12 protein-coding genes, 2 rRNA genes and 1 other annotated feature (1 of these 15 running past the window's edge) are annotated in these 14,025 nt (G+C 38.9%); all 14 genes read right to left on the reverse strand.

Annotated elements, in window-relative coordinates; genetic code table 11:
• Window positions 1–3: 3 nt before the first annotated feature.
• Window positions 4–411, reverse strand: coding sequence for a Mini-ribonuclease 3 (locus NQZ71_RS01725; protein ID WP_127742365.1), 408 nt, complete (start codon window positions 409–411; stop codon window positions 4–6).
• Between the two features lie 3 nt (window positions 412–414).
• On the reverse strand, window positions 415–1,812 hold the full coding sequence (cysS, locus tag NQZ71_RS01730; RefSeq protein WP_144458349.1) for a cysteine--tRNA ligase: 1,398 nt from the start codon (window positions 1,810–1,812) through the stop codon (window positions 415–417).
• An 8-nt stretch (window positions 1,813–1,820) separates the two neighbouring features.
• Window positions 1,821–2,462, reverse strand: coding sequence for a serine O-acetyltransferase (cysE, locus tag NQZ71_RS01735; RefSeq protein WP_144458351.1), 642 nt, complete (start codon window positions 2,460–2,462; stop codon window positions 1,821–1,823).
• A gap of 110 nt (window positions 2,463–2,572) precedes the next feature.
• Window positions 2,573–2,833: a binding site (T-box leader), on the reverse strand.
• Window positions 2,834–2,878: 45 nt separating this feature from the next.
• Window positions 2,879–4,336, reverse strand: a complete 1,458-nt coding sequence (gene gltX / locus NQZ71_RS01740; protein WP_144458352.1) for a glutamate--tRNA ligase — start codon at window positions 4,334–4,336, stop codon at window positions 2,879–2,881.
• Between the two features lie 75 nt (window positions 4,337–4,411).
• Window positions 4,412–4,894 (reverse strand): 2-C-methyl-D-erythritol 2,4-cyclodiphosphate synthase, encoded by a 483-nt coding sequence (gene ispF, locus NQZ71_RS01745; RefSeq protein ID WP_144458353.1) that lies wholly within the window; start codon window positions 4,892–4,894, stop codon window positions 4,412–4,414.
• Between the two features lie 26 nt (window positions 4,895–4,920).
• A complete protein-coding gene (ispD, locus tag NQZ71_RS01750; RefSeq protein WP_144458354.1) occupies window positions 4,921–5,604 on the reverse strand; it encodes a 2-C-methyl-D-erythritol 4-phosphate cytidylyltransferase in 684 nt (227 codons plus the stop codon).
• An 18-nt stretch (window positions 5,605–5,622) separates the two neighbouring features.
• Window positions 5,623–6,702, reverse strand: coding sequence for a PIN/TRAM domain-containing protein (locus NQZ71_RS01755; RefSeq protein WP_144458355.1), 1,080 nt, complete (start codon window positions 6,700–6,702; stop codon window positions 5,623–5,625).
• 222 nt (window positions 6,703–6,924) lie between these two features.
• Window positions 6,925–8,304, reverse strand: coding sequence for a DNA repair protein RadA (gene radA / locus NQZ71_RS01760; RefSeq protein ID WP_144458356.1), 1,380 nt, complete (start codon window positions 8,302–8,304; stop codon window positions 6,925–6,927).
• Between the two features lie 106 nt (window positions 8,305–8,410).
• Complete coding sequence (gene clpC, locus NQZ71_RS01765; protein ID WP_260055500.1) at window positions 8,411–10,861, reverse strand: ATP-dependent protease ATP-binding subunit ClpC; 2,451 nt, start codon at window positions 10,859–10,861, stop codon at window positions 8,411–8,413.
• A 24-nt stretch (window positions 10,862–10,885) separates the two neighbouring features.
• Window positions 10,886–11,953 carry a protein-arginine kinase McsB gene (locus tag NQZ71_RS01770; protein ID WP_144458358.1) on the reverse strand — a complete coding sequence of 356 codons (1,068 nt, stop codon included), beginning with the start codon at window positions 11,951–11,953 and terminating at the stop codon, window positions 10,886–10,888.
• A gap of 3 nt (window positions 11,954–11,956) precedes the next feature.
• Entirely contained in the window at window positions 11,957–12,505 is a 549-nt protein-coding gene (locus tag NQZ71_RS01775; protein WP_317011221.1) for a protein-arginine kinase activator protein McsA, read from the reverse strand.
• Window positions 12,506–12,529: 24 nt separating this feature from the next.
• Window positions 12,530–12,991, reverse strand: a complete 462-nt coding sequence (locus NQZ71_RS01780) for a CtsR family transcriptional regulator (RefSeq protein WP_127742343.1) — start codon at window positions 12,989–12,991, stop codon at window positions 12,530–12,532.
• 334 nt (window positions 12,992–13,325) lie between these two features.
• Window positions 13,326–13,442: ribosomal RNA gene (gene rrf / locus NQZ71_RS01785) — 5S ribosomal RNA — on the reverse strand.
• Between the two features lie 75 nt (window positions 13,443–13,517).
• Window positions 13,518–14,025 (reverse strand): 23S ribosomal RNA (locus tag NQZ71_RS01790) (it continues 2,426 nt past the right edge of the window).

A 14,025-nucleotide genomic window follows, 5' to 3' on the forward strand; every position in this document is an offset into this window, starting at 1 on the left:
CTCCTACTGCTTTTCAATGATGGACAGTGCGGCTTGGATAATCTCCTCAAGCCGCTTCTCATCCTCAGTCAAATATAGATATCCAAGCACAGCTTCAAATCCTGTACTGTACCTGTATGTTTGAACATCTGTGTTCTTAGGGATACTTCCTGATTTTGCGTTTCTTCCTCTTTTCATTACCGCAAATTCCTCAGGTGTAAAGAATTCATCTTCTATAAGTGCATGAACAACTTTTGCCTGCCCCTTTGCAGAAACATACTTTGTTGCTTCTCTATGCAGCTGGTTTGGTCGCACCTTCCCACTGTATAAAAGATGTCGTCGTACATATATCTCCAGAACAGCATCACCCATATAAGCAAGCGCCAAGCTGTTCAATTGTTTTTCATCAAGTTTCTTATCATAAAGGAGCATCCATTACCCTCTTTTCCAGCGAATGCCCTGTGGTGTATCTTCTAAAATGATGTTCATCGCCTTCAGTTGATCTCTAATTTGGTCTGCCAACTGGAAGTTGCGGTCCTTACGAGCTTGGTTCCGCTTCTCAATAAGTGCTTCAATCTCCTCATCAAGCAGTTCTTCCTTCACAAGAGAAAGTCCAAGAACACCAAACAACTCTTCAAATTCTTTTATGAAAGCATTAATGACTGTAGCAGACGTTGTCTTTTCCAGCAAGTAATAGTTTGCTTGCTGTGAAAGCTCAAATAGAACAGAAATTCCGTTAGCCGTATTAAAATCGTCATCCATGCTTGTGATAAACTGTTCATGTAAGCCGTTAATCTTATTTAGCCACTCCTCATTTGTATCCGTTAAGTCAGTACTTGTGACCTTACGATGCAGCAGATTGTCATAAGAAGTTCTGATTCGTTCCAATCCAGCTCTTGTATTCTCTAATACTTCTTCACTGTAATTAATCGGGTTACGGTAATGAACTGACAGCATGAAGAATCTTAATACTTGTGGATCATGAATCTTCAGGATATCGTGAACTGTAATAAAGTTACCTAATGATTTAGACATTTTTTCATTATCTATATTAATATATCCGTTGTGCATCCAATAGTTTGCAAACGTCTTTCCGGATAATGCCTCAGATTGGGCAATTTCATTTTCATGGTGAGGGAAGGCTAAATCCTGTCCTCCTGCATGGATATCAATTGTGTCTCCTAAATACTTCTTAACCATTGCTGAGCACTCTATATGCCAACCAGGTCTTCCTTGCCCCCATGGACTATCCCAAGAAATCTCTCCTTCTTTCGCGTTCTTCCATAGCGCAAAATCAAGAAAATCCTGTTTTTTCTCTCCAACAGCTATTCTTGCACCAGACTTCAGTTCATCAATTGATTGATGAGATAATTTACCATAACCCTCAAACTTCCTTGTATGGTAATACACATCTCCCTCAGACTCATAAGCATAGCCTTTCTCTATCAGTGCCTCTATAAATTCAATAATGATGTCCATGCTTTCTGTTACACGCGGATGAGTATCCGCTTTTTTGCAGCCTAATGCAGTAACATCTTCAAAATATGCTTCAATAAAGCGGTCTGCAATTGCAGGAACCTCTTCACCTAACTCATTGGCAGCTCTGATAAGTTTATCGTCAACATCAGTGAAATTAGAAACAAAGTTAACATCATATCCTCTAAATTCTAGATATCTCCTTACTGTATCAAATACAATGGCAGGTCTTGCGTTTCCAATATGGATATAATTGTATACCGTTGGACCGCAAACGTACATTTTAACCTTACCCTCTTCTAATGGGACAAACTCTTCTTTTTCCCTTGATAATGTATTATAAATTTGAATAGACATTATCTATGTCACCCTTCCTTTTTCAACTCATTCAATTCATTTTTCAAATTAAGCAACTCATTTTCAAGTTCCTTCATTCGCTCTGCAAACGGGTCAGGTAAATCGGAATGGTTTAAGTCTTTTTTTATCCTAATACCATCCTGCACCACTACAGTCCCAGGAATACCTACAACAGTAGAATTAGGTGGCACATCTTTCAAAACGACAGACCCGGCACCAATTTTTGCATTTTCTCCAATTATTATTGATCCTAACACCTTTGCTCCTGTTGCAATCAGAGCATTATCATTAACGGTCGGATGTCTCTTTCCTTTCTCTTTCCCTGTTCCCCCTAAGGTTACCCCTTGAAATATCGTGACATTATCTCCTATTTCACAAGTTTCCCCTATAACAACTCCCATGCCATGGTCAATAAAGAGTCTTCTTCCAATTGTTGCACCTGGATGTATTTCTATTCCAGTTAGTAAACGGCTGAATTGAGATATTGTACGGGCTAGAAAATACCATCCATGTTTATAGAAACGATGCGCAATGCGATGATGCCATATTGCGTGTACTCCAGAGTAAGTAAGGATTACTTCAATTGAGCTTCTCGCTGACGGATCTTGTTCAAATACTACTGATATATCTTCTTTAATGCGCTTAAACATTTTAACCCTCCCAATTCATCCTCTATCTATTTACATGAAAGCCGACTAACTTGTATCTCAGCTTTATTTATATACCGAACTACATAAAAAAAAGCGTCTCTGTCCCAAAAGACAGAGACGCTTTTACGCGCGGTTCCACTCTGTTTAGATTACTCCCTAGGCAATAATCTCCACTCAAACCTTGTTAACGGTTAGGTACCGCCTCTATTTACTAAACCAAAGTCCTAGGCTTTTATTCTGCCTATGCTTAGTTGTTCAATACAGGACTCAGAGGGGCACTTCAAAAAAGGAGAGGCTTGAACCACTTTCAGCCGATGATGATTCTCTCTAATAAGCATCCTTTTTTTACTTTTCCTCTTCTACGTTTTTGTTATTTAGACGTTTTTTCTTTACTATATTACATTTTCATCAGAATGTTAACTAATTAGTGATAATAATCTTTTTTCGATCTTAGCAGCTCCGAGCAATTCAATTGCTTTCGGCAGATCTGGACCATGGGTTTGACCAGTTGCAGCTACACGAATTGGCATAAATAAGTTCTTGCCTTTTTGGCCTGTTGATTTTTGAACACTTTTTATAGCAGCTTTAATATTATCTGCATTCCAATCAGTTAAGTTAGCAAGCTCTTCCTTAAAGGCAGAAAGAACATCCTTCACTTGCTCACCAGCTAAAACCTCTTTTGCTTCTTCATCATACTGAATATCCTCACTGAAGAATAAAGAAGACAGTCCGACAATATCAGCACCACAGCTCATTTGTTCTTGATATAAGCCAATTAGGTTATTAACCCATTGATCTTCTTCAGTGGAACGGTTCTCTTGCACAAGTCCTGCTTTAATAAGATGTGGCAATGCTAAATCAATAACTTTGTTTAAGTCGGCCTTTTTAATGTATTGGTTGTTCATCCATGCTAGCTTATTCTGGTCAAACAAAGCTGGTGACTTCGATAATCTTGCAGCATCAAAAATTTTGATGAACTCTTCCTTCGTAAATAGTTCCTCTTCACCTTCTGGAGACCAGCCTAGCAGTGTAATGAAATTGAAAAGCGCTTCTGGCAAGTAGCCAAGCTCTTCATATTGCTCGATAAATTGAATGATGGACTCATCACGTTTGCTCAATTTCTTTCTGCTTTCATTAACGATTAAAGTCATATGACCAAAAATCGGTCTTTTCCAGTTAAGTGCATCATAAACCATTAACTGTTTTGGTGTATTTGTAATATGGTCATCTCCTCTAAGAACATGAGAGATTTCCATTAGATGGTCATCTATAGCAACCGCAAAGTTATAAGTAGGTGTGCCATCCTTTTTAACGATAACATAATCGCCAATTGTTTCTGATTCAAAGGAAACAGAACCTTTAACCATATCTTCGAACTCATAAACAACATTCTCTGGAACTTTAATGCGAATGCTTGGCTGTCTGCCTTCTGCCTCTAGCTTCGCTTGATCTTCCTTTGTCAAATGACGGCATTTACCTGAATATTTAGGTGTCTCATTGTTGTTAACTTGCTCTTCACGCTCTGCTTCAATTTCAGCTTCTGTACAATAGCATTTATATGCTAATCCACGATCAAGCAATTCTGTGTAATATTTCTTATAAATATCATTTCGCTCAGATTGGCGGTATGGCCCAAATTCTCCACCAACATCTACGCTTTCATCCCAGTCGATGCCTAGCCATTTCAAGTACTTTAATTGGCTTTGCTCTCCACCTTCGATATTGCGTTTTTTATCTGTATCCTCAATTCGGATGATAAACTTCCCACCTAAATTGCGTGCATATAAATAATTAAATAATGCAGTACGTGCATTCCCTATGTGCAAATGTCCCGTTGGACTTGGGGCATAACGAACACGTATTTCGTTAGTCATGGTTCTGCCTCCTTGATTTTGTTTCAACATATTTCTTGTTTATTCTATCATTTAGTATTTTCCATTAAAAGAGTGTTACTGTACTTTTCTCTGTAAAAGGACTACTGCTAATGAAGCAATGCCCTCTCCTCTTCCAGTAAAACCTAGTTTTTCAGTCGTCGTTGCCTTTACATTGACATTTTCCGGTTCTGTTTCTAACAGTTCAGCAATCCTTGATTGCATTGCTTTAATATGTGGAGCCATTTTAGGCTGCTGTGCCATGATGGTGCAATCAGCATTAACTAATTCATAACCTTTGGATTTCACCAAGCTCCAGACCTCTTTTAACAGAATTGCCGAATCAAAGTCCTTAAATGCTTGATCTGTATCAGGAAAATGCTTACCGATATCTCCTTCTCCAATTGCTCCTAAACAAGCATCTGCTATAGTATGTAAAAGTACATCTGCATCTGAGTGCCCAAGTAGACCCTTTTCATGTGGAATTTCAATGCCGCCAATGATGAGTGGTCTTCCCTCTACTAATTGATGCACATCAAAGCCTTGTCCTATTCGTAACATATTACGTACTCCTTTTGCTGTTATATTTAGACTTTATATTTCTGAATAATTGCTTCAGCAAAATATAAATCCTCTGGTGTCGTTAATTTTATATTGTCATAGTTACCCATGACTATTTTTACATTTTGCCCCAATCTTTCTACAAGACTAGCATCATCTGTACCAAGAAACTCCTCACGAATTGCTTTTTCATGAGCCTCTTTTAATAAGGAAATACGAAAAGCTTGTGGGGTTTGGATAGCCCACAAGCTAGAACGATCTACTGTCTCTTCGACTATGTCACCTGTTACCTTTTTAACGGTATCTTTAATCGGGACTGCTAAGACAGCTGCTCCATTCATTGCTGCAACTTCTGTCAATTCCCTCATTTGGTGAACATCAATGAATGGTCTGGCGGCATCATGGACTAATACAATAGCATCTTTAGAAATTTCCTTTACAGCATTGTATACACTATATTGTCTTTCATCTCCACCATCAACAATAGCAGCAATTTTCGTTATTTTATTCCTTTTTATTAGCGAATGCATTTCTTGTTTATCCTGGGGGCTGGTCACCAGCCAAATCTTACTGCAGTTTTCATCCTTTTCGAATACCTTTAAAGTATGAATAAAAACTGGCAGACCGTCTATTTTAAGAAACAGTTTATTTTTTCCTGCTCCCATTCTTTTCCCCTGACCAGCGGCCGGTATAATGACTTCATAAGCCATAAAACAAACTCCCATCCATTACAATGCTTTTTCTAATAATTTCGGTTTTGCAAAAATCATTCTTCCTGCAGATGTCTGTAAAACACTCGTTACAAGGACATCAATATGTTTTCCGATAAAGTTGCGACCTTCTTCTACAACGATCATTGTGCCGTCATCTAAGTAGGCTACACCTTGATTATGTTCTTTACCGTCCTTAATAATAAGAATCTTCATTTCTTCACCTGGAAGTACCACTGGTTTAACAGCATTAGCTAAATCATTAATATTAAGAACAGCTACTTGCTGTAATTCACAAACTTTGTTTAAGTTAAAGTCATTTGTAACTACAACACCATTTGTTATTTTAGCCAGCTTTACAAGCTTACTGTCCACTTCTGTAATCTCTTCAAAATCGCCTTCATATATCTCTACCTTAATCGCAAGTTCCTTTTGAATACGGTTGAGAATATCTAGTCCTCGTCTACCTCTGTTTCGTTTCAATGCATCAGAGGAATCAGCTATATGCTGCAATTCTCCAAGCACAAATTGAGGTATCACAATCGTTCCTTCAAGAAAACCAGTTTGGCAGATATCAGCGATTCTTCCGTCAATAATGACACTTGTATCTAGTATTTTCAAATTGCCCTTTTCTGTTTTTAATACTTCTTCTTCATTTGATTTTTTCTTTCTAGCCGCAAAAAGATTGGATAGCTCGTCTCTCTTTTTGAATCCTACTTGAAAACCTAAATAGCCAAAAAGTAAAGTTAAAAGAATAGGCGCGACCGTATTGATTAACGGTACTTTTATGGCGGTAAGTGCATAGCCGATCAAAAAGGCCAATATCAGTCCGAAAGCTAAACCGACACTTCCGAAAATAATATCAGTGATTGGAGCCTTTACAAGGGTTTCTTCCACCAGCTTGATAAAATTAACAATATAATCTATCGCCCATAAAGTAATAAAATAAAAAATAATGGCACCAAGTATTGCCGATACGTAAGGGTTATTTATTAAATTATGATTTAGATTTACCATATTTAATAAATCAGGAATAAAGACTATTCCTAAAGTACCCCCAATAATTAAAAAACATGCCTGTACAATCCGTCTTAACAATACTTACACCTCCTCTTTCACATTATAAACAAATTCCCGAATTTGAAACCTAATATTACAGAGAATTTTTTTATTTGTAATGAAAAAGTTAATTAGCAAACTTTTTGTTCTTTTTTGGCTATTTTTAGAGTAGCATTATTGGTAATTCACTGTCAAATTATTTAAACATTACATTTTATCATACCAATAATGCAACATCAAACGTTTTTTTACGAAAGACGGTTATTCTCCTAATGCTGCCTTTAACGCCTCTCCGACAGAGCTGACACCTATTAGCTGAATACCTTCAGGAGCCTTGAGACCAGATAGGTTATTGGTAGGCAATATAACGCGCTCAAATCCCAATTTAGCCGCTTCTTGGACTCTTTGTTCAATCCTCGATACTCGACGCACTTCTCCAGTTAACCCAACTTCCCCGATAATACAATCAGTTGCTCTGGTTGTCTTATCTCTAAAGCTGGATGCAATACTAACTGCAATAGCTAAGTCAATTGCTGGTTCATCAAGCTTAACCCCTCCTGCAACCTTTAAATAGGCATCTTGATTTTGGAGCAGCATTCCTACCCTTTTCTCAAGAACAGCCATTAACAGTGGCACACGATTATGGTCTATCCCTGTTGCCATCCGCCTTGGATTTCCAAAGCTTGTTGGAGAAATAAGAGCTTGAATCTCAACAAGTACTGGTCTTGTTCCTTCCATAGAAGCAACAACTGTTGAACCAGCAGCACCTTGTGAGCGTTCCTCCAGGAAAATTTCTGAAGGATTTTCCACTTCCTCCAGTCCAAATTCTTTCATTTCAAAAATGCCCATTTCATTTGTAGATCCGAAACGGTTTTTTACTGCTCTTAATATTCTGTATGTGTGGTGTCTTTCCCCTTCAAAATATAGAACAGTGTCTACCATATGCTCAAGCAGCCTTGGACCTGCAATAGACCCTTCCTTCGTCACATGACCAACGATAAAGATAGCAATCCCTTTCGTCTTTCCTATCCGCATTAGCTCAGCCGTACACTCTCGCACTTGAGATACACTTCCTGGGGCAGATGTGACTTCTGGATGAAAAATTGTTTGGATAGAATCTATAACGACAAAATCAACTTTCGAATTTTCTATTGTTCTGCTGATTTCCTCTAAATTAGTCTCTGAATATACAAGGAGCTGATCAGACATTACTCCAAGCCTGTCTGCTCTTAATTTTGTTTGTTTTTGAGATTCCTCACCTGAAACATATAGGACAGATTGTTTCTTCAGTGCTAGTTGAGCAGACACCTGAAGAAGCAGCGTCGATTTTCCGATTCCAGGATCTCCTCCAATTAGGACAAGGGAACCAGGCACTACACCACCACCTAAAACGCGGTTAAGCTCTCCTAAGTCTGTTTTTATTCTAGGTTCATTAACTGTTTCAATGCTTGTAACAGGGATAGGCTTAGCAGCTAACGTCATCCCTTGAGAATGAGCAAAGGCACCTTTTCTCTGTGCAGGTGCTTTTTCAACTTCCTCCACCATCGTATTCCAGTTTCCACAGCCAGGACATTTACCCATCCATTTTGCAGATTCATAGCCGCATTCCTGACATAAGAATTTAGTCTTTCTTTTCGCCATTCTTGTATCTCCTTACCTTTTGTCAATCAGGTAACCTTTTAAGGCCCCTATAAAGAACAAATGACACACGCAATAGTAAAACGTGTGCCATTTATGATATTAACCGTTATTTTTGCAAGTTTGTCAATTGCTGTGCGTCCTTCACATTTACAGTGAATTCCCCATCAGCTACATCTAAATCAATATGCTGACCATTTAAGACAGTACCTTTAAGGAGCTCTTCTGACAGACGGTCCTCAATATGCTTTTGAATGGCCCTGCGCAATGGTCTTGCTCCGTATTCAGGATCATACCCCTCCTCAGCAATCTTCGCTTTAGCTGCATCTGTAATAGTAAGATTAATATCTTGCTCTTTAAGTCTGCTAACTAACTGATCAGCCATTAGAGAAACGATTTCTTGAAGATGTTTCTTCTCTAAGGAATGGAATACGATAATTTCATCTATACGGTTCAAGAACTCTGGGCGGAATGCTCTTTTCAGCTCTTCCATCACACGCCCCTTCATATCCTTATAGTCTTGTTCTCCGTCCTGAATATTGAAGCCTACATATTTATTTGATTTTAATGCAGATGCACCAACATTTGATGTCATAATAAGCACAGTATTTCTGAAGTCTACTGTTCGGCCTTTAGAGTCAGTTAAGCGCCCATCTTCTAACACCTGCAATAGGATATTGAAAACATCAGGGTGGGCTTTTTCTATTTCATCTAAAAGTACAACTGAATAAGGTTTTCTTCTTACTTTTTCAGTAAGCTGTCCGCCTTCCTCATAACCCACATATCCTGGAGGTGAACCTACCAGTCTAGAAGTGGAATGCTTCTCCATATACTCAGACATATCAATACGGATCATCGCATCCTCGTCTCCAAACATTGATTCAGCAAGGGCACGGGCAAGCTCTGTTTTACCAACACCTGTTGGACCTAAGAAAATGAAGGAGCCGATTGGACGTTTTGGATCCTTTAAACCTGCTCTTGCTCTTCTGACAGCTTTAGAGATTGCTTTTACTGCTTCCTCTTGACCGATTACTCTGTTATGAAGAATGCTTTCCATATTAAGAAGCTTATCAGTTTCTGTTTGTGCCAATCTTGATACAGGAATTCCAGTCCAGCTTGATACGACACTTGCAATATCTTCAACTGTCACTTCTGTATTTTCCTGACCTTGTTTCTCTTTCCAATTTTTCTTCGTTTCTTCTAGCTGTTCACGAAGTCTTTGCTCTGTATCGCGTAATGAAGCAGCCTTTTCAAATTCTTGACTTTGAACAGATGCATCCTTCTCATTACGCACCTCTTCTAGTTTAACCTCTAATTCTTTTAAATTAGGAGGAGTTGTATAAGATCTTAATCTTACTTTCGAACCAGCTTCATCGATTAAATCAATTGCTTTATCTGGCAAGAAGCGGTCAGAAATATATCGATCTGATAATTTTACCGCTGCTTCAATTGCTTCATCAATAATGGACACTCGGTGATGTGCTTCATATCTGTCACGCAATCCTTTGAGAATCTGAATAGACTCTTCCATTGTTGGTTCATCAACTGTGATTGGCTGGAAGCGTCTTTCTAATGCTGCATCTTTTTCAATATACTTGCGGTATTCATCAAGTGTTGTTGCACCAATACATTGCAGCTCTCCTCTTGCTAATGACGGCTTTAATATGTTGGATGCATCGATAGCACCTTCTGCTCCACCTGCTCCAATTAACGTATGCAACTCATCAATGAATAAGATGATGTTCCCTGCTTGGCGAATTTCATCCATCACCTTTTTCAAGCGATCTTCAAACTCACCCCGGTACTTTGTTCCTGCCACAACAGTACCCATATCTAAAGTCATAACCCTTTTATCTCTCAAAATCTCAGGAACTTCATTTTGAACAATTTGTTGGGCCAAGCCTTCTGCTATAGCCGTTTTACCGACACCCGGCTCCCCGATTAGTACTGGATTATTCTTTGTTCTTCTGCTCAATACTTCAATAACACGTTGAATTTCCTTACTTCTGCCGATAACCGGATCAAGGCTGCCTTCTCTTGCAATCGCAGTCAAATCCCTTGCAAGGCTATCTAGTGTTGGAGTATTTGCACTTGCAGCAGAGCTTCCTTGATGACCACCTGATTCACTGCTTCCAAGCAGCTGTAGTACCTGCTGTCTCGCCTTATTTAAACTTACACCTACATTATTCAATACACGTGCTGCTACACCTTCTCCTTCACGGATAAGTCCAAGGAGAATATGTTCTGTTCCCACATAGGAGTGGCCAAGTTTTCTTGCTTCATCCATAGATAGTTCAATTACCTTTTTTGCTCTAGGAGTATAATGAATTGTTTGAGAGCCCTCTTGCCCACGGCCAATAAGATTTTCAACTTCTTCTTGAATTTTTTCAGGTCCTAATCCAAGAGCTTGCAATGCCTTTGCAGCAATGCCTTCTCCCTCGCGGACTAATCCAAGCAAAATATGTTCTGTTCCAATATTGTTATGTCCTAAGCGGATTGCTTCTTCTTGTGAAAGTGCCAATACCTTCTGTGCTCTTTCTGTAAAACGTCCAAACATCATAATGTCATCCTCCCAATTATATAATTACTCTGTTTCCAACAATAATCTTTCTCTTATTAAGGATGCGCGGCGAATGTCGCGATCATTTGGATTCATTTGCCCGCCTGAATAAAGCTGGAGAAAACCAGGCTGAGTCAAGATAAGCAGTTCGTTAAGTATACCTTTTGAGACATTTTTAATAAAACCCAGGTCAATTCCCAATTGAAGATCTGATAAGCATTTAGCTGCTTCTTTTGTTTCGATGATTCGGCTGTTACAGAGGATTCCATATGATCGGAAAACTCTATCTTCTAATTGTATGTTTGAAGTTCTTGCTAATGCCTCTCTTGCAGCTCTTTCTTGCTCAATAAGCTGAAGTACTACACTTTTTAATTCTTCTACTATATCTGTTTCTGATTTGCCTAATGTTATTTGGTTGGATATTTGAAATATATTCCCTAAAGCTTCGCTGCCCTCCCCATAAATTCCTCTTACAACAAGCCCTAATTGATTAATGGCTGGTATAATTCTATTCATCTGCTGGGTTAAGACCATCCCTGGGAGATGCATCATGACAGAGGCCCTTAAACCTGTGCCTATATTTGTGGGACAACTCGTTAAATACCCTAATTCAAGATGATACGCATAATCTACAGATTCTTCTAACCAATTATCTATATCGTTGGCTTTATCTAATGCTTCCATTACCTGTAGTCCAGGTTTGATGCACTGGATCCTGATATGATCCTCTTCATTAAGCATAATACTTACTTCTTCATCGTCTGATAGAACACACGCTCCATAGACTGCTTCATTAGCAAGAAGAGGACTGATTAAATGCTTTTCAACAAGCACCCTTTTTTCAAGTTGTTGAAGTTCTTCCATCTTCAATAGCTCTAAATTTCTTGCATTTTCATTGGTTTGGTCAGCAAGCTTTTCACTAACCTTATGAATCACAGATTCTGCTTCCTCATTAGAAAAAAGGATTGGAAATCTAAGTGTGTTTATATTTCTGGCTAATCTGATTCGAGAGGTTAGTACAATATCAGAGTCAGGTCCATCTGAACACATCCAGGATGTTTTTGCATTATTAATGAATTTTTCAAAAGACAACTCCTACTCTCCCCTCTCATCAAAAGTTACCAGTTGTTTTTCCTTTTTTCTAATGTCATCTCTGACTTCAGCAGCCTTTTCAAACTCTTCCTGGATAATAAGTTCCTTTAAGTGTTCTCGTAGCTTACCAATTTCCTTTTTAATTAGAATATGGCCTCCAACTCTTGCAGGAACCTTGCCTTTATTTTCAACATTTCCGCCATGAAGTCTTTTAAATATAGGTTGTAATCTGTCCTTGAATGTATCATAGCAATTAGGACAGCCAAATCTTCCTATCTTCGTGAACTGTGGGAAAGTCATTGAACATTCCTTGCATTGAAGATCTGCTTCTTTATGGTACGTATCATGTTTAATTTGCTGAAAGCTAGGTTCCATATTTAGCAAACTGGCTAAAAGGCTGTTGAATGAAAATCCAGGAGATTCATTTGCAACAAATAAGTCACCCTTTTCTTTAGCACAATATTCACACAGATGAAACTCAGTTTTGTTACCATTAATGGTTTTAGAAAAATGAAGTGTTGCAGGCCTTTGCTGACATTCTGAACAGTTCATGCTTTCACCTCACAGCTAACATTCTTATTTATATTTTAATGTTGTTAACATTGCCTTTAAAAGTCTTGCTCTTAATTCATCTCTATATGGAAGGTCAAGGTACAGCACAGAGCGATCAATTACACTCAGCATTATTTTCGCTTCTCGTTCATTAATTACCTCTTCTTCAACGAGCCGGAAAATAACGTCTTCTGCACTGCTTTGAGGTATTCGACTTTGTATAAGGGATAGTAATTGGTCAATGAGATCAGCGGAATCATGTGATTGCACCTTCATTATTCGGATGAAGCCGCCTCCACCTCGTTTACTTTCAACCATGTATCCTTTTTCAATTGTAAATCGAGTATTGATGACATAGTTTATTTGTGATGGTACACAATCAAATCTATCGGCAACTTCACTTCTTTTAATTTCAACAAGTGATTTTCCGCTCATCTCTAACACTTGTTTTAAATAATTCTCAATTATATCCGAAATATTTCTCACCAAGCCTCCCCCTTCTGACTTTGACTATATTTGACTATAATTATACATGATAAAAAAGATTTTTAGCAAGATTGATGTTTTATTAATTTTCCCATTATTACTCAATCTCAAACCTGAAAGGGGCGAACTTTTATTAATGAACAGTAAGTTTTTACAATTAAATTATATATACTATAGTCTGATTTGAATCGATTATCAAGTGAGAGCTATAGACCCTGTAGAATTAATCTTAGAAAATGAAGGGATTTAGAGGGGAAGTATCTTAGATGTATGTTTAAAATCTTTATAAATACATAAAAAGGCCTTAAAAGCTAATGCTTTTAAGGCCTTAGGTGCCTGGCGACGTCCTACTCTCACAGGGGGAGAGCCCCCAACTACCATCGGCGCTGAGAAGCTTAACTTCCGTGTTCGGTATGGGAACGGGTGTGACCTTCTCGCTATCGCCACCAGACTATTATGTTTTTATGAGTTGTTCTCTCAAAACTAAATCATATAGGAAGAAAAACACAGGAACCAAGTAATCTTTTTAGTTAAGTCCTCGATCTATTAGTATTTGTCAGCTCCACGTGTCACCACGCTTCCACCTCAAACCTATCAACCTGATCATCTTTCAGGGATCTTACTAGCTTACGCTATGGGAAATCTCATCTCGAGGGGGCTTCATGCTTAGATGCTTTCAGCACTTATCCCTTCCGCACATAGCTACCCAGCTATGCCTTTGGCAAGACAACTGGTACACCAGCGGTGCGTCCATCCCGGTCCTCTCGTACTAAGGACAGCTCCTCTCAAATTTCCTACGCCCACGACGGATAGGGACCGAACTGTCTCACGACGTTCTGAACCCAGCTCGCGTACCGCTTTAATGGGCGAACAGCCCAACCCTTGGGACCGACTACAGCCCCAGGATGCGATGAGCCGACATCGAGGTGCCAAACCTCCCCGTCGATGTGGACTCTTGGGGGAGATAAGCCTGTTATCCCCGGGGTAGCTTTTATCCGTTGAGCGATGGCCCTTCCATGCGGAACCACCGGATC

The organism is Niallia taxi (genome assembly GCF_032818155.1).
GTDB classification, from domain to species: Bacteria; Bacillota; Bacilli; order Bacillales; family Cytobacillaceae; genus Niallia; species Niallia taxi_A.